Genomic DNA, 16,337 nt, shown 5'->3' with positions numbered 1-16,337 from the left:
CTCCTCACGAGTCAACCGAGATCGCCAAGCGAGAACACTTCACGAGGATGGAAACACGCCCGCCAGTGCGGGCGTTTTACACCCTCAACCACGTCTGTTATAATATTTACGTCTATATCGGTATTTGATGGAGTCGGAATTATCCCACCGAGTCACACGTTTTCCATGCGTTGGCTCACGCCGGAGACGGCCCTCCGGGTTAGACCCTCGGCGGAGAAGGGAAGATGGTGGATGCCACAGTACTTCAGTGAGTATTTGTTCGTCGTCCTGTTCATCGTCTTTGCCGTGCTGTTACCGATTGCGACCATCTGGGTCATCGGTCCCTTGCTGCGGCCCAACCGCCCTTCGCGCGGGAAATTGGAGACGTATGAAAGCGGTGTCAAACCGTTTGGTGACTCCCACGTCCGCTACAACGCTCGCTATTACCTATTCGCTCTCCTGTTTGTCGTGTTTGACGTGGAAACTTTGTTTCTGTATCCATGGGCGATCAGTTACCACCAGTTGGGTGTGTTTGGGCTGATTGAGATGCTGTTGTTCATCGTCATTCTCATCCTGGGCCTGGCGTACGCGTGGAGGAAGAAGGTGCTTGAATGGAACTGAACCCAGCCAACCGCCTGCCGGTCCTCGAGTACGAAGGACTGACCCCGGAGGAAAATCAGGAGCTGCGGCGGGCTGGTGTACTCCTGCAGCCGCTGGAGCAGCTCAAGGCCTGGGCCCGCAGCAACAGCCTATGGCCGCTGACCTTCGGCTTGGCCTGTTGTGCGATTGAGATGATGGGCGCCAGCGCCTCTCACTATGACATGGATCGGTTTGGTATCTTCTTTCGTGCCTCGCCGCGTCAGTCGGATGTGATGATTGTGGCCGGTACGGTGACGAAAAAGATGGCGCCTCTACTGCGCCGCCTGTATGAACAGATGGCGGAGCCGAAGTGGGTTGTGGCCATGGGGGTTTGCGCCACCGCGGGCGGCCCGTACGTACGCAGCTACTCGGTCGTGAAAGGGGTTGACCAGGTGGTCCCCGTAGACATCTACATCCCCGGGTGCCCGCCTTCGCCGCCTGCTCTCATCTACGGGTTGAACCTGCTGCAGCACAAGATCCGCCGCGAGGCACGGACGAGGAGGGTGGAACAGGCGTGAGCGACGAATCGCGGACACCAGACTCCCCAGCCGCCGACAAAGAGCGCACCGCCGAGAGCGCGGACCTGAAGGCCGAGGGGGCGGATGGGCCCAAGCCGAAGCCGAGTACTTCGGCGCAGCCGTCCGCCGGAAAACCAGCCGCTGCTGCCCAGCCGCCTGCCGGAAAACCGGTCGCGAAGGCGGCTGCGGCCAAGCCGGCGGCAAAGGCGGCTGCCGCGAAGAAAGAAGCGCCGCCGGACCCGCGTGTGGAGCAAGCCAAGGCGACGGCGGACAGCCTGCGCCAGGCGGTCGTCGAGCAGTTTGGTCCCGAGGCCGTCCTGGACAGTGGTGCCGCGCACCACAAGCCGATGCTTAAGATTGCCCGCGAGCAGTGGCTGCAGGTGGTCGACTACCTGCGCACACACCCGGACTGGCGTCTGAACTATGTGGAGTGCATGGCTGGAACCGACTATGCGGACCGAATTGAGGTGGTGCTGTTTGTACAGTCCACCGAACGGGGGCACTTCGTCTGCCTCAAGACGCAGACTCCGCGCGAAGAGGCTTGGGTACCCTCTTTGGTCTCGGCGCATCCGGGCGTGAACTGGGAGGAGCGAGAGATTTACGACCTGCTCGGGGTGGAGTTTCGCGGGCACCCCGATTTGCGCCGGATTATGCTGGACGACGACTTTGTCGGCCATCCGCTGCGCAAGGATTTCGATGTCTGGGTAAATAGCGAGCGGCCGCTGGTCGATGGACAGCGGCCGTGAACATGAGGTGGGAGGCGGGACGATGGCGCTGCTGGACGAAGCCAACCAAGTGCGTACGGAAGAGATGCTCCTCAACGTTGGGCCGCAGCACCCCAGCACACACGGCGTGTTCCGGCTGGTCGTGAAAATCAGCGGCGAGACCATTCTCGACGCTGATCCGGTCATCGGCTATCTGCACCGGGGCACGGAGAAGTTGGCCGAAGACCTGCAGTACATGCAAATCATTCCGTATACCGACAGGCTGGACTACCTGGCAGCGATGCTGAACAACTACGCATTCTGCCACACGGTCGAGGAGGCGCTCGGCCTCGAGATCCCGGAACGGGCCGAGTACTTGCGCGTCATCCTGATGGAGATGCAGCGCATCGCGTCCCACCTGTTGTTCATCGGCACGTACCTGCTCGACTTGGGTGCTATGAGCCCGTTTTTGTACGTGTTCCAGGAGCGCGAGCGGATTGTCCAGCTGTTCAACGAGATCAGCGGGGCGCGTCTGACGTACAACTTCATGCGCATCGGCGGCGTTAAATACGACGCCCCGCCGGGCTGGCTGGACAAGGTACGGGCGTTCGTGCCGTTCATGCGTGAAAAGATTCAAATGTACGATGACCTGATTACCGGCAATGAAATCTTCCTCAACCGCACGCGCGGCGTCGGGGTTTTCGACGCAGAGACGGCCCTGGCCTACGGGATGAGCGGCATCAACCTGCGCAGCACCGGATTTGATTGGGATCTGCGGCGGAAGAAACCGTACAGCATCTATGACCGATTCGACTTTGAGGTGCCCCTCGGCAGGCAGGGAGACTGCTTTGACCGCTATTACTTGCACCTGTTGGAGATGCGAGAGTCACTGAAAATCGTGGAGCAGGCTCTGGAGCAAATCCCGGACTCTGGGCCGGTCTTGGGCAAGGTGCCTCGCCTCGTCCGCCTGCCGGCAGGGGAGTATTATTCCGGCATTGAGGGGGCGCGCGGCGAACTCGGGTTTTACATCGTCAGCGACGGCAAAGACAAGCCGTACCGGTTGAAGATCCGCAAACCCTCGTTCGTCAATCTGCAGTTGCTGCCAAAGCTGCTCAAGGGCCAAAACCTGGCCAACCTGATTGCCATTCTCGGTGCCGTGGACATCGTCCTAGGGGAGGTGGATGCCTGAATGTCCTGGCTGTGGGCGTGGCATAACGCAGGTCTCACTGGCCTGTCCTTTGTCGGAATGGTCATCGGGACGGTGGTCGTCCTCCTCATTGGACTCGGCGTCGTCACGTACGAAATCTACTTTGAACGCAAGGTCCTCGGTTGGATGCAGCTTCGTATTGGCCCCAACCGGGTTGGGCCGTTCGGCCTGTTCCAGTCGTTTGCCGATATCCTCAAGCTGCTGATTAAAGAGGACGTGGTGCCGGAAAAGGCCGATAGGCCATTGTTCCTGTTGGCGCCGGTCATCGCGTTCATCCCCTCGTTCATGGTTCTGGCGGTAATACCATTCTCGCGCACGCACGTCTTCACCGCCAATTTAAGCATCGGGGCCCTGTACTACCTGGCCCTGTCGGCGATCACGATTCACGGCGTGATGCTCGGCGGATGGGCGTCCAACAACAAGTATGCCTTGATTGGCGGGATGCGCAGCGCGGCGCAGATGCTCAGTTACGAGATCCCGCTCGGATTGTCGCTGGTCGGCGTCGTATTGATGGCCGGATCGCTCAATTTGAACGACATTGTCGCCGCGCAGGAGCGGTGGTGGTTTGTGATTCCGCAGATTTTGGGCTTTTTAGTTTTCCTGGTGGCGGCCACGGCCGAACTGAACCGTACCCCGTTCGACCTGCCGGAGGCGGAATCGGAGCTTATCGCCGGCTACCATGTCGAGTACACGGGCTTCCGCTTTGCGTTTTTCATGCTGACCGAATACCTGTACATGTTCGCCATGGCTGGGCTGGCGGCGACCTTGTTCCTTGGCGGCTGGTTGGGTCCGTGGTTGCCGGGGTGGTTGTGGTTTGCGATTAAGGTCGCGGCCTTCATTTTCTTTCAGTTTTGGCTGCGCGCCACCTTGCCGCGCCTGCGCGTCGACCAACTCATGTCGTTCAGTTGGAAGATTCTCCTTCCGGTTGCGTTGTTGAACCTGGTCTTGACGGCCGTTGTGAAGGCGCTGTAAGAAGTGCTCGACCGATTTTAACGCTGGGGCTTTGACCATAACCCGGTCCTGGCTGATGGATCAAAACGGGGTGAAAGAACATGTTGGGATTTCTCAAAGGAATGAGCGTCACCCTGCGTCAACTGCCGAAGAAAAAGGTCACCGTGCAGTATCCGGATGTTCGCCCCGAGTGGCCGGAGCGGTTCCGCGGCGTGCACCGGTTCATCCCGGAACTGTGCATCAACTGCAACCAGTGCGCCCGCATCTGTCCGACCGATTGCATTTCCCTTGGGGGCGACCGAGACCACAACAAAAAAATGCGGATTGATACGTTCGATATTAACTTTGACACCTGCATCCTGTGCGACTTGTGTACAGAGGTCTGCCCTACCGAGGCGATTCTGATGTCGGATACCTTTGAGTTGGCGTCGGAGACCCGGGACGACTTCTACCTGGATATGAACTGGCTCTACGCCAACCAACAGCGCTACGAGCAAAACCATCCAGAGCGGGTGGAGGCACAGGTGGGTGAAGGCGAATGACGATTCACCCATCACTGATTGCGTTTTTTCTCATCGCCTTGGCGATTCTCAGCGCTGCCATCTCCTTCCTGACGATGCGAAAAGTCATCTACATGGCCCTGGCCGTTGGGGCGGTGTTCATCGGCTGTGCCGCGGTCTACATCTTGCTCGGGGCTCCGTTTGTCGGGATTGCCCAGGTGCTTATTTACGCTGGCGCCATCACCATCCTGATGATGTTTGCCATTATGCTGACGAACCACGAGGAGATGGAACCGCCATTTTGCTGGACGCTCCGCCACGGGGCGAGCGCGGTTTTTTGCGTGCTGCTCGCCGCGTCCTTATTGTGGATTATCCGCAGTCAGGTGTGGCCGCAGCCCTCCTCGACCGATGTCAACCACGGGCATTCGAATCCGGCCGCGCTCGGTCAGGAGCTGTTTGCTCATTACACCATTGCGTTTGAACTGGTGTCTCTGCTGTTGGTGGTGGCGCTGGTTGGGGCGGTCGTGCTGGCGCAGGCGCGAAAGGAGGACGAGTGAGTGGATACACCGGTGGTTTCGGTCCCGACTGGATCATTGCTCGGTTTGGCCGCCATCCTCTTCTGCATCGGTCTGTACGGGGCGTTGACCAAGCGGAACCTGATTATGGTGCTCATCTCGCTGGAGTTGATGCTCAACGCGGTCAACATCAACCTGGTCACGTTCTCCCGCCTGGGCGCCGCGCCGAACCTGGACGGGCAGGTGTTTGCCCTGTTTACCATCACCGTCGCGGCGGCGGAAATCGCGGTTGGGCTGGCGCTGGTTGTGGCGGCCTTCCGCACGCGGAGGAGTACGGAGGTCAAAGACCTGAACACGGAAAAGTACTAGAGCGGTTGTCCGAAATGGGGCCAGAACTCCCCATCGCATTGCTTCGTCAGCGCCCAAAATGCTCCGGGGCTATCGCCCGGCCTAAACGGTCCCCACTGGGGACCAGGCCCCCTCACGTACCGAAAGACGTACGCTCGACTCGCATTTGGGCTAGCTTCCTCGCACTGCTTGGGTCTTACCTGACCCCTTTTCGGACGCGCAATTTGAAGGCCGGGCCGGGAGGAAGGTGAACGTATGACAGAATTCGTATGGCTGATTCCCATCCTGCCCTTGGCAGGGTACGTGTTTCTTCTCTTGTCGGGCCGGCGCGTGCCGGAAGCGGTGGCGTGCGCGGTGTCGGTGGCGCTGACCGGGGTCTCGTGCCTCCTGAGTCTGCTCGTGTTCTTCCAAATGCCAGTCGGGACGATGGGCAACCAGACGTGGCTGTTCCATTGGCTCCGGGTCGGCTCTGTCACGATTGATGTGGGGGTGTCCTTGACCCACCTCAATGCCCTGATGCTGGTGGTGGTCAGCGTGGTCAGCCTGCTGGTGTTGTTGTTCTCCAAGGGCTATATGCACGGAGACGAGCGGTTTGCGGTGTTCTATCAATACCTCAACCTCTTTATCTTCTCGATGCTGGCGCTCGTCGTCTCGCCGAATCTCTTGCAATTGTACATATTCTGGGAAATGGTGGGGCTCTGTTCGTACCTGTTGGTCGGGTTCTGGTTCTTTAAGCCGGAAGCGGCCTTGGCTGCGAAAAAGTCGTTCATCGTCACCCGCATTGGCGATACCGGCTTGTTCGCGGGAATCATCCTGTTGTTCTTGGGGACGGGCGGATCGTTCGATTTTACGACGGTATTCCAGGCGGCGGCCGCGCACACGATGCGCCTGCCCTGGCTGGGGAGTCACGGGCTTATCACTGTGGCGGCGCTGCTCATCTTCTTCGGCGCGGTCGGCAAATCGGCTCAGTTTCCTTTGCACGTGTGGCTGCCGGACGCGATGGAGGGCCCGACCCCGGTGTCTGCACTGATTCACGCCGCGACAATGGTGGCCGCCGGTGTGTACCTGGTGGCGCGGATATATCCGCTGTTTTTGGAAAGCCCCGTGGCCATGACCGTGGTGGCCTGGATAGGCGGCATCACCGCGCTCTTGGCGGCCCTTATCGCGCTGACACAGCGGGATATCAAGCGGGTGATTGCCTACTCCACAGTCTCGCAGCTCGGTTACATGATGATGGGGCTCGGTGTCGGCGCCTATGCCTTGGGCGTTTGTCACCTGTTTACACATGCGTTTTTCAAAGCCTTGTTGTTCTTAGCGGCCGGTTCGGTCATCCACGCCGTCAACACGCAGGACCTGTTTCAAATGGGGGGGCTCGGCAAAAAGATGCCGATTACCCGCTGGACTTTCCTGGCGGGTGCGCTGGCCTTAGCGGGCATCGTTCCGTTCTCCGGCTTTTGGTCCAAAGACGACATTCTGACCGCGGCCTGGCAGAGCGGACACAGCGCGCTGTACTGGATGGGGCTGGTCGCCGCGTTCTGCACGGCGTTTTACATCTTTCGAGTCTACTTTCTGACTTTCTCCGGTCAGCCCCGGGACGAGGCTAGGGTGGAGGCGGCGCATGAAGGTTCTTGGGTGATGACAATTCCGCTGGTGGTGCTGGCGGTCCTCGCGACCCTGGCCGGGTTTGTCAACACGCCCTGGAACGGGCATGGCCTGGAGCGGTACCTCAGTAACGACTTTTCGCCCGGCGCGGGCACTGCCGCCCCGCAACTCGTCGCGCACGAGAGCTTGCCCCTCATGGCCTTCAGTGTGGTGGTGGGGCTGCTCGGGATTGGCTTGGCGTTCCTGCTCTATGGGCGGCCCACGGAGGCGCCGAATCGGCTCGCGGAGTCGCTGTCCATTCCGTACCGCGTTTCCCTGCGTAAGTTCTATCTCGACGAGGTGTACTTCTACAGCGTGGTCGCAGGCGGGAAGGTGGTCGCCCGGATGGTGAACGCGGTCGATCGCTATCTCATCGACGGCCTGATTGAAGTGGGGGCGCGGCTGGTTTCTATCCTCGGCCTGGCCTTCAAGTACACGCAAACCGGCCAGGTGCAGGCGTACGGCATGATTGCCGTGTTTGGTCTGGTGGTCATGGTTGTTGTGGCCGTGCTCGGTGTCGGGGGGGTGCTGTAAGAGATGGGGCTCTCTGTGTGGCTACCAGGCGCGCCGTTTCTGGCTGCGCTCTTGACGTTGGTTCTGCCGTCGCGCCGGCCCACCGAAATCCGCCTGGTCACCGGCCTTGGGTGCTTGGTCTCCTTAGTCTTGGCGATTGTGGCCTGGCTCAGTTACGGATCTAGCCAGGACGGCTTCCAACACGTCGCCTCCCTGGCTTGGTTTACCCTGCCGAATGTCTGGCTGGGGCACAACCTGACGATTGGGCTGTCGTTCGGCGTGGATGGTCTGTCGCTGCCTTTGCTCACCCTGACAGCCGTCATCGCACTGCTTGCGGTTATCGGCGTGCCGCGGCCAGCGGAACAGGAGAAAGCCTACCGCTTTTGGCAGGGCCTTCTGGTCGCCGCCATTCTCGGCGTGCTGACGGCGCTGGACTTATTCACCTTCCTGGTGGCCGTGGAACTCGCCTTGTTTTCCGGGTTTTTCCTCATTCTGCAGTTTGGCGGCCCGGACCGGCGGCACGCGGCGTACAAGTTCTTGATTTACCGCGGCTTCGCCTCGGTCGGTCTCCTGGTCGTGTTTATCGGGCTGGCATACGGACTGGCCGGGTTGTACTACAGCGGGGGGACGGCCGGATCGACCCCCAAGCTGCCAGGCTCGGTGGGGACGCTGACGTTTTCCATCGCCACTCTGCAGCACGACGTCGCCCACGCCGCGTCCGTGTACGGTGGTATCCGGCCGGCGTTGTTCCTCGTGCTGTTGCTGGCGGTGTTCATTGAGGAGGCGTTTGTCCCCTTCCACACGTGGCTGCCTAAGGCCCACGAACAGGCGGACACGGCCACCAACATGCTCATCGGCGGCATGCTGACCAAGACCGGCGCCTATGTGCTGCTCCGTTTTGGCGTCGGCATGCTCCCCGATGAAGTGCACCGGTTTAGCCTTCTCCTGGCCGTGTTTGGCGTCATCAACATCCTGTACGGGGCGTTTGCCGCCTGGGCGGCGAGGGGCTGGCGGCGGCTCACCGCCTTCTCCAGCATCAGCCACATGGGGCTGGTCCTGCTCGGGATTTCGGCCATGAACTCGGCGGGGCTTCAGGGCGCGATGTTCATGATGGTCTCCTCGGGACTCCTGACCGCGTTTCTGTTTTATCTCGCCGGGGCTATCGAGGAGCGGACCGGATCGTCCCAAATGGACCGCTTGGGCGGCCTGTCCAAGTCGATGCCCACCTTGTCGGGGTTTCTCCTGTTTGCTGCGCTGGGGTCGCTCGGCCTGCCCCTGACGAGCGGGTTCATCAGCGAGATTCAGGCGTTTATCGGCGCCTTCGGCGGCCACCCGTACCTGTCGTTTGTCGGGCTCTTGGGGCTCATTCTGTCGGCGACCTACTTGTTATACGCGATTCAGAAAACCACCTTTGGCCCTCGGGTGCCTGTGGCGGCGGCCGTCGACGCGCGGGCGGTGGAATACCTACCGCTGATTGTCCTGACCGCGCTCGTGCTCGTCGTCGGGGTGTACCCAGAAATCATCGGCAACCTGTTCGGCCTGTCGGCTGGCACGCTGCTTGGGATAGGGGGTTAACTCATGCCAGACATACTCCATCAACCCTATTGGCTGACGATGGGCCCGCTTTTGGTCGTCTCCGTGACCGCGTTTGTCGTGATGATTCTCGAATTTATATTCCTGCACGGCAATCGGCGGTGGCTGGTATGGCCATCCCTCCTCGGCACTTTGGTGGCGATGGTGCCGGCTGTACAGCATTTCGCTGCGAAGCCGACCGCAGCGCTAAACACCATGCTCGTCGACGGGTTTGCCAGCGTGTTCAGTCTGCTCATCCTGATCTCGGCCGCGTTGATTCTGCTCTTCTCGTATGCGTACAGCGCCCGGCAACCGCTGGCCGCCGAGCACACTTACCTGATTCTGTTTGGCGTCGCGGGCGCCTTGGCAATGGCCTCCGCCTTCGACCTTATCACCCTCTACGTGGGGTTGGAGCTGCTCTCGGTGGCCAGCTACGTCCTGATTGCCGTGCGCAAGAAATCTGTACGCTCGGTCGAGGGGGGCGTCAAGTACCTCATTATGGGATCCGTCGGGTCCGCGGCGCTGCTGTACGGGATGTCGTTCATCTATGGAATTTCCGGTACCACCAACCTGGTAGAGCTCGGCCAGCACGGCAGCGAACTGTACCAGCAATACCCGGCCATCGTCCTCTTGGGCTTCATCCTCATGCTCTGTGGCATGGGCTTCAAGCTGTCGCTGGTTCCGTTTCACATGTGGACACCGGACGCGTATGACGGCGCGCCGTCACCCATCAGTTCGTTTTTGGCGACTCTGTCGAAAACGGCCGCGTTCGCGATGCTGTTGCGCATGCTGTTGTTTATCTTCAACGGGGTCACGAGCGACGTCTTTTACTGGGCGGGCATCCTGGCGGCGGTGACGATGCTGGTCGGCAACCTCATCGCCTTGCCGCAGCGCAACATGAAGCGTCTGCTGGCTTTCTCCAGCATCGCGCAGGCCGGCTACGCGTTGATTCCCTTGGCTCTCATCGGTCCCAACTACACCGACTGGACGGGGCTTTTCGACAGCCTGGTGTTCTACCTGTTTGCTTATACGTTCATGACCATTGGCGCCTTTGCCGTAGTCTCGGTGGTGGCCCGGGCGAGAAAAACGCACACCGACGACGCGCTGCAGGGCCTCTTTCAGCAATCGCCCTGGCTGGCCGGGGCTCTGACCGTATTCCTGCTGTCGCTCGCCGGCATGCCCCTGACCGGTGGCTTTTTGGGCAAGTTCTACATATTTGTCGAGACCATTCACTTTCAGGCGGTCTGGCTGGGCATCCTGCTGTTTGTGACCAGCATCATTTCGTTCTACTACTACCTGGGGTGGGTGCGCCAGATGTTCCGTAAAGACTTGGATACCCGCGGCGAAGCGGCCGTCATCCAGACGCACCCTGTGATGAACCTGCTGCTCGGGCTGTGCATTGCCGGAACGCTTGCACTCGGCATCGTTCCGGCCACCTTGCTCCACCCGCTGCAGTGGGTGCAGTGGTTTTGACGAGGCAGGACGGCTCCTCAGATCAGTTCGACGCCGGCCTTCCGTAGGCCTTCGGCGAGGGTCTCATCGAAGATCTCATCCACGACCGCGTAATCGAAGGCGTGCAGCGGCGCGATGGTGGCGAATGAGACGCGGCCGAACTTGCTACTGTCAGCCAGTAAGGCCACCTGCAGGCTGCGCGCCATCATTGCCTGTTTGACCGCAACCTGCTCGGTACGCGCGCTCATGGCGCCGTCTTTGACGGTCAGTCCATCGCAGCCGATGAGTGCCACATCCGCGTGCAGGGCCTGGATCATCTGAATCGCGAACGATCCGCCCGAACTCCCGGTAGCGGGGTCGACGAGGCCGCCGCAGGTGTAAACCTGGAAGCGGCGGGTCTGGGCAAGATGCTGCGCAATCTGCAAGTCCGGGGTGCAAACGGTCAGCGGTTCCTCGAAGGAGGCCGTTAGTTCCTTCGCCACTTCGTACGCCGTACTGCCCGCATCCAAGAAAATCGATCGGTTGGGCTTGAGCAGGCTCATCACCTTGCGGGCGATGGCCTGTTTTTGTTCCGTGTTGGCGGTGGACTTGACCTCCAGGCTGTCGGGCATCCACTTCTGTTCAGCGAGGATAGCCCCGCCGTGGACCCGGCGCGCCTTCCCTTCCTGCTCGAGCTGCTCCAAATCGCGCCGGACGGTCATCATGGAGACCTGAAAGTGGGCCGCCAGCTGCTGCAACTCCACCTGTCCGTGCTTGGCCAACAGGTGATAGATCTCCTTGCGCCTCTGCGCAGCCAGCATCCGGATTCCTCCCGTGTTTCGTGTCTCTGTCCATTATAGCCTGGAGCGAACGCATCTTCCCTAAAAAAGCAACGGAATCTATCAGGAGATGGCACTAAAGGAACTGGACTACTAACTTCTCGCGAAAATATGTTGATGTTGTGTTCGATTGTGTTATATATTGTTATCATACGTTACGTAAGGCGGGGGTCAAGGCTCGTTCCAGAACACGTAAACTGACAGCACCCGTAGGAGGAGATGGGCATGAATATCCTCGTATTCGGCGATGACCTGACCGGCTGCAACGCGGAAGCGGTGCTGTTTCGACAGCTCGGCTGGCAGGCCCAAACCTTGCTGCGGCATGACCAGGTGCTCCCGCCACGGCGTGGCGTCGCCACCATCTGGAACACTGGCACGCGGCTTCTGCCACCTGCCGAAGCGGCCCAGCGCGTGCAAGCCCTGATGCGGCGGGTACTTGCCGAATGGGGGACCGATACTCGGTTTGCCAAGCGGATCGACAGCACGTTTCGCGGCCCGATTGGGGCGGAGGCGGAGGCTATGCTGAAACTCCTGCCCGAGCGGGCGGTCGGAGTGGTGGTGTGCGCCTTCCCGGCATCGGGACGGACGGTCCGCGGGGGTCGTTTATACGTGCACGGGGTTCCGGTCGATGAGACGGAAATCGCGCGCGACATCCATACCCCGGTGACATCAGCGAACCTCGTCGAGCTGCTGCGGCAGCAGACCAGCTTGCCGGTTCTGTCTCTGACCTCGGCCGAGGTGGAGCAGGGCTTTTCCGCGGTCGCAGGGCGCTATAGCAGCCTCGGGCGCGAACGCCTGCTCGTCATCTGCGACGCGGAGACGGATGACGACATCGCCACCTTGGCCCGGTCATTTGCTACCTGGCCGGTTCCCGTTCTGCCCATCGATCCCGGTCCGTTCACGGCCCAATACTTCTCTGCCCTGGCGGCCGGGCAAAACCGCGTCTTTCTCGTCTGTGGGAGTCCGATGCCCACCACTTGCCGCCAACTCGATTACCTGGAGACTCGGTTGGGGAGGGAACTCATCCGCATTCATCCGATGTCTCTCGTCAAGGCGGACACGCGCGCGGAGAGCCTGCAGGCCTACACCGCCCAGGTGGCCGACGCGTTCTCCAGGCAGCAGGTTGTCGGCGTGCGCACCGACGGAGTCGCCTGCAGTGGCGGCCGGGCGGTGGATGTCTCAGAGGCCTTGGCGGAACTCACAGAAGCGGTTCTGAAGACCGTGCCGCTGAACGGACTCTACGTGACGGGCGGCGAGGTCGCGTACGAGGTGCTGCACCGCCTGCGGGCGGAAGCGCTGGAACCCATCCACGAGGTGTGGCCGCTATGCATCCTCAGCCGCGTCGTCTCCGGCCCCTATGCCAACCTGCGCGTCGTGACCAAGGGCGGATCGGTCGGGCCCGAAAGCGCCGTCTACGACAGCGTTCAGGTGCTCCTGTCTGGCGCCTGACCAACTTGGGGTTGGCGTGCAGGCGCCACATACAGCGGGTGTCACGTATAAGCGGGCGCCACATCCATTCGATTGCCATCACGAGGAGGAGAACGCATGTTAGAACGTCCGGTAATTGCCATCACCATGGGAGACGCCGCCGGCATTGGGCCAGAGATTACGCTGAAGGCCTTGACCGACGCCGCGCTATACGCGAGCGCCCGGCCGCTGGTCATTGGCTCTCGCGCGGTGTTGGAGGACATCCGCCAGCGGCTGTCGATCCCGGTCTCCATTCACGCGGTGACCCAGCCTAACGAAGCGCTGTATACGGCGGGCACGGTCGATGTTGTGGATTTGGACAACATTGACGTCGCCAGCCTCGCTCTCGGCCAGGTTCAGGCGCAGTGCGGCCAGGCCGCGTTTGACTACGTCAAGCGGAGCGTCGAGTTGGCGCAGGCCGGTCAGGTGGACGCCATTGTCACGGCACCCATCAACAAGGAAGCGCTGCGTGCCGCCGGGGTGCCCTACATCGGGCACACGGAAATGTTCGCCGATTTGCAGCACGTAGAGAACGAGATGACCATGTTCCTCATCGAGAACGTGCGCATCTTTTTCTTGACGCGGCATGTGCCGTTGATTGAGGCCTGCCGCCAGATTGCCAATCCAGACTTCGTCCACGCCGGAATTGTCCGCGCCTACCGTGCGCTCACGACCCTCGCGGGGGAGAAGCCGCGGCTGGCCGTGGCCGGGCTCAACCCGCACTCGGGCGAAGGCGGGCTCCTGGGCCGCGAGGAAGTGGAGTCCATCCGCCCGGCCATCGAAAGGGCTTTGGCCCAGGGGATGAACGTTGTTGGTCCCGTGCCGGCCGATTCGGTGTTTCACTTCGCGCGCCAGGGTCAGTACGACGCCGTGCTCTCCCTCTACCATGACCAGGGGCATATCGCCGCCAAGGTGATGGACTTTGAGAAGACGGTGTCCATTACGCTCGGGCTCCCGACGCTTCGCACCAGCGTCGATCACGGCACGGCCTTCGACATCGCTGGTAAAGGCGTCGCCTCCGCCGTCTCGATGGTGGAAGCCATCCGCGCCGCCATTCGCTACGCGCCGAAGTATCAGCCGGTGTAGGGTCCCCATGGGCGTAACTTCAATGCGCCGCCCTTCCTCGGGCGGCGGTCTTTATACACCACGTATGAAACCGGAAACATGAGAGCGGAACGGAGGAGGATTGTCATGAATTCGCTGCCTGTTCGGAGATGGTGGTACATCATTCCGGTTGCCGTGGTCATGTACATGATGGCGTACATGGACCGGATCAACGTGTCCATGATCCTGCCGTACATCGATGATTCTTTCCATATAACCAGTTCGGCCGCCGGTTTTGCCTCCGGCATCTTCTTCGTTGGCTATATGATCTTGCAAATCCCTGGTGGCTACCTAGCGAGCAGATGGAGTGCCCGAAAGGTTGTATTCATCCTGATGATTCTCTGGGGTTTGTCCGCCATGGCTACGGGTCTCGTGAAAACGCCCACACAATTGTATCTAGCTCGGTTTGTCCTGGGAGTGTTTGAGGGTGGAGTCTGGCCCGCGGTGTTGGTCCTGCTCGCCTCGTGGTTTGCGAATGATGAGCGGGCGCGGGCGAACGCGCTTTGGATGACCTGTCTGCCCATTTCAGCCGTAATCATGGCGCCATTGACGGGGTGGCTGTTAACTTTCCTCAATTGGCGGGACATCTTTATCATTGAAGGGGCGCCGCCTATCATTTGGGCGTTCGTGTGGTGGTTTACGGTCACAGACAAACCGCAATCGGCCCGGTGGCTGACGGAATCGGAAAAAGCGGCGACGACTCGCGTCTTGGCTGCGGAGAACGAGACTAAACCAAACGACGCCGGGCTTCGTGCCGCATTGACGAACAAGACGGTCTGGTGGTTGATAGCCGGGTATTTCTTCTGGATGAGCGGATTTTATGGCTTCTCGCTTTGGGAACCGTCCGTCGTTAAGTCCTTTCAAGGCATTGCTTCATCTGGCACGGTCGGCCTGCTCTCTGCGGTTCCCTTCTTCTTCGCTTTTCTGTCGATGATTGTGACCTCATATCTCTCGGACAAGACGGGCAAACGCCGGTTGTTCGTCGCCTTGCCTCTGGTCGTCGGAACGATTGGGCTCGTCGCCGGGCAGTTGCTTGGGCACGGTCCCATGATCAGCATGGTGTTTCTCGTCATTGCGGCCATCGGCGTCTATGGCCCCTACGGACCGTTCTGGGCCATCCCCAGTCGCATCTTGCGCATCGAAGTCGTCGGGGCAGCCATGGGCATCATCAACGCTATCGGGAACCTAGGTGGGTTCCTTGGTCCGTACCTAGTTGGCTACTTAAAGCAGGTCACGCACAGCAGTTTTGTCGGTTTCTATGTGCTGGCGGCCTTTCTGGTCATCGCCATTCTAATATCTTCGCTTTTGAAATCGGAAACCGAGACGAATAGGGGCTTTATACCAGCCAGCGGACAGCCGACCCAGTTCTGAACTTTTCCCTTCCCGTTCTGCTGGAGGAAACGATGATAGAGAACGGGAAGGGAGAATCTCGTTCATATCGAAATTGCTGGGTGCTGGTTATTTGTATCCAGCTTGATGATTTTTCGCTATTGATAATCGTTCACCCTTGTAGATGGGTCACCGGCCACTAAGGCTTCTACCTTTATGAACCGGCGTTCAAAATCATGATGCCCAGCCTATGCGCAAAAGCCGCCGGGGCGGGCACAGGCGTTTTGGGCAGGTTTGTCCCGTCCCTCGCTTCCCTGTCGGCATGGTACAATACCCCTACATCTCGTGAAGGAGGGCCCAATATGCCGACCACAATGACCGGTACGGGAACCCTGTCGAATAGCGCCGTGTTGGCGGCGGACGGACTGTTATTCGTGCTTGCCTTCCTGTTTGGCACTTGGGCCACCTGGTGGGCGTTGGGTGCCCTGAAGTGGGACAAGTTTTTGTTCGATCCGCTCGGCACCCAAACTCGGGTGCTGCGCTTTCTGCTCGCTCTCCTGGGCGGCTTTCTGCTCGCCTTGGCCGCGGTCGCCTATATCGTGGCGTTCCAGTTGCTGCGCGTCCTCTTATAGCCTAGGTGATGACCCTCACGAAAAGGCGTGGCGATCGCCGCGCCGTCCCCGTCCGCACTTCACGAATTTATCAATATGCGCCGTAAGACCCCGAGCTAGCTCTGGGAATATAAGGCGCTCGCCGTTAGGCGAAAGTTGTTTCGTTTTTTACACTGTATATGGTACTACAATGTAAGTATGTTGAAAAAGAGAGCCTACCGATACCGTTTCTATCCGACCGAAGAGCAGAAAGAAATCCTCGCCAAGACGTTTGGTTGTGTTCGCTTTGTCTACAATTGGGGCTTACGCCTCAAGACAGATGCGTACTACAACGAAGGCAAACGTCTGTACTACAAGGATCTGTCGGCTCAATTGACAGTCTTGAAACGGCAACCTGACATGGTATGGCTCAATGAAGTTTCCAGTGTTGCGCTTCAACAGGAATTACGGCACCTGGATCGCGCCTTCA

17 protein-coding genes are annotated in these 16,337 nt (G+C 60.0%); 16 read left to right on the top strand and 1 reads right to left on the bottom strand.

Going from position 1 to position 16,337, the window contains the following annotated elements; all coding sequences use genetic code 11:
• Nucleotides 1–231: 231 nt before the first annotated feature.
• The 11 genes from H522_RS0114025 (at nt 232) to H522_RS0113975 (ending at nt 10,560) form a co-directional block, all read left to right on the top strand.
• A complete protein-coding gene (locus tag H522_RS0114025) occupies nt 232–600 on the top strand; it encodes an NADH-quinone oxidoreductase subunit A (protein ID WP_026962818.1) in 369 nt (122 codons plus the stop codon).
• Nucleotides 591–1,136, top strand: coding sequence for a NuoB/complex I 20 kDa subunit family protein (locus H522_RS0114020; protein WP_035454099.1), 546 nt, complete (start codon nt 591–593; stop codon nt 1,134–1,136). The genes H522_RS0114025 and H522_RS0114020 overlap by 10 nt, the downstream gene beginning before the upstream one ends.
• Nucleotides 1,133–1,882, top strand: coding sequence for an NADH-quinone oxidoreductase subunit C (locus tag H522_RS19555; protein WP_051344293.1), 750 nt, complete (start codon nt 1,133–1,135; stop codon nt 1,880–1,882). The genes H522_RS0114020 and H522_RS19555 overlap by 4 nt, the downstream gene beginning before the upstream one ends.
• A 22-nt stretch (nt 1,883–1,904) precedes the next feature.
• On the top strand, nt 1,905–3,029 hold the full coding sequence (locus H522_RS0114010; RefSeq protein ID WP_026962816.1) for an NADH-quinone oxidoreductase subunit D: 1,125 nt from the start codon (nt 1,905–1,907) through the stop codon (nt 3,027–3,029).
• 57 nt (nt 3,030–3,086) lie between these two features.
• On the top strand, nt 3,087–4,019 hold the full coding sequence (gene nuoH, locus H522_RS0114005; RefSeq protein ID WP_155836460.1) for an NADH-quinone oxidoreductase subunit NuoH: 933 nt from the start codon (nt 3,087–3,089) through the stop codon (nt 4,017–4,019).
• An 80-nt stretch (nt 4,020–4,099) separates the two neighbouring features.
• Complete coding sequence (locus H522_RS19550) at nt 4,100–4,540, top strand: NuoI/complex I 23 kDa subunit family protein (RefSeq protein ID WP_051344292.1); 441 nt, start codon at nt 4,100–4,102, stop codon at nt 4,538–4,540.
• The gene (locus H522_RS20685) at nt 4,537–5,055 is read left to right on the top strand and encodes an NADH-quinone oxidoreductase subunit J (RefSeq protein WP_026962814.1); all 519 of its coding nucleotides are present in this window, start codon (nt 4,537–4,539) and stop codon (nt 5,053–5,055) included. The genes H522_RS19550 and H522_RS20685 overlap by 4 nt, the downstream gene beginning before the upstream one ends.
• A 12-nt stretch (nt 5,056–5,067) precedes the next feature.
• On the top strand, nt 5,068–5,382 hold the full coding sequence (gene nuoK, locus H522_RS0113990; RefSeq protein ID WP_026962813.1) for an NADH-quinone oxidoreductase subunit NuoK: 315 nt from the start codon (nt 5,068–5,070) through the stop codon (nt 5,380–5,382).
• A 234-nt stretch (nt 5,383–5,616) separates the two neighbouring features.
• Complete coding sequence (gene nuoL / locus H522_RS0113985) at nt 5,617–7,536, top strand: NADH-quinone oxidoreductase subunit L (protein WP_026962812.1); 1,920 nt, start codon at nt 5,617–5,619, stop codon at nt 7,534–7,536.
• 3 nt (nt 7,537–7,539) lie between these two features.
• Nucleotides 7,540–9,090: a complex I subunit 4 family protein gene (locus H522_RS0113980; protein WP_026962811.1), complete on the top strand. Its 1,551-nt coding sequence runs from the start codon at nt 7,540–7,542 to the stop codon at nt 9,088–9,090.
• A gap of 3 nt (nt 9,091–9,093) precedes the next feature.
• The gene (locus tag H522_RS0113975; RefSeq protein WP_051344291.1) at nt 9,094–10,560 is read left to right on the top strand and encodes an NADH-quinone oxidoreductase subunit N; all 1,467 of its coding nucleotides are present in this window, start codon (nt 9,094–9,096) and stop codon (nt 10,558–10,560) included.
• A gap of 17 nt (nt 10,561–10,577) precedes the next feature.
• On the opposite strand, the gene H522_RS0113970 is transcribed toward H522_RS0113975, so the two are convergent.
• A complete protein-coding gene (locus H522_RS0113970) occupies nt 10,578–11,339 on the bottom strand; it encodes a DeoR/GlpR family DNA-binding transcription regulator (RefSeq protein ID WP_026962809.1) in 762 nt (253 codons plus the stop codon).
• A 243-nt stretch (nt 11,340–11,582) separates the two neighbouring features.
• On the opposite strand from H522_RS0113970, the gene H522_RS0113965 reads away from it, so the two are divergent.
• The 5 genes from H522_RS0113965 to H522_RS19540 all read left to right on the top strand — a co-directional run.
• Nucleotides 11,583–12,806, top strand: coding sequence for a four-carbon acid sugar kinase family protein (locus H522_RS0113965; protein WP_026962808.1), 1,224 nt, complete (start codon nt 11,583–11,585; stop codon nt 12,804–12,806).
• A gap of 96 nt (nt 12,807–12,902) precedes the next feature.
• A complete protein-coding gene (pdxA, locus tag H522_RS0113960) occupies nt 12,903–13,910 on the top strand; it encodes a 4-hydroxythreonine-4-phosphate dehydrogenase PdxA (RefSeq protein ID WP_026962807.1) in 1,008 nt (335 codons plus the stop codon).
• Nucleotides 13,911–14,015: 105 nt separating this feature from the next.
• Entirely contained in the window at nt 14,016–15,299 is a 1,284-nt protein-coding gene (locus H522_RS0113955; protein ID WP_035454093.1) for an MFS transporter, read from the top strand.
• A gap of 320 nt (nt 15,300–15,619) precedes the next feature.
• Nucleotides 15,620–15,889 carry a DUF1146 family protein gene (locus H522_RS0113950; protein WP_245578125.1) on the top strand — a complete coding sequence of 90 codons (270 nt, stop codon included), beginning with the start codon at nt 15,620–15,622 and terminating at the stop codon, nt 15,887–15,889.
• 180 nt (nt 15,890–16,069) lie between these two features.
• Nucleotides 16,070–16,337, top strand: a 268-nt coding sequence (locus H522_RS19540) for a helix-turn-helix domain-containing protein (RefSeq protein WP_211230691.1), incomplete at its 3' end; no start/stop codon positions are given.

The organism is Alicyclobacillus herbarius DSM 13609, from assembly GCF_000430585.1.
GTDB classification, from domain to species: Bacteria; Bacillota; Bacilli; order Alicyclobacillales; family Alicyclobacillaceae; genus Alicyclobacillus_G; species Alicyclobacillus_G herbarius.
Note: the sequence above shows the minus strand (reverse complement) of the source record. Positions and strands in the feature narration are given on the sequence as shown.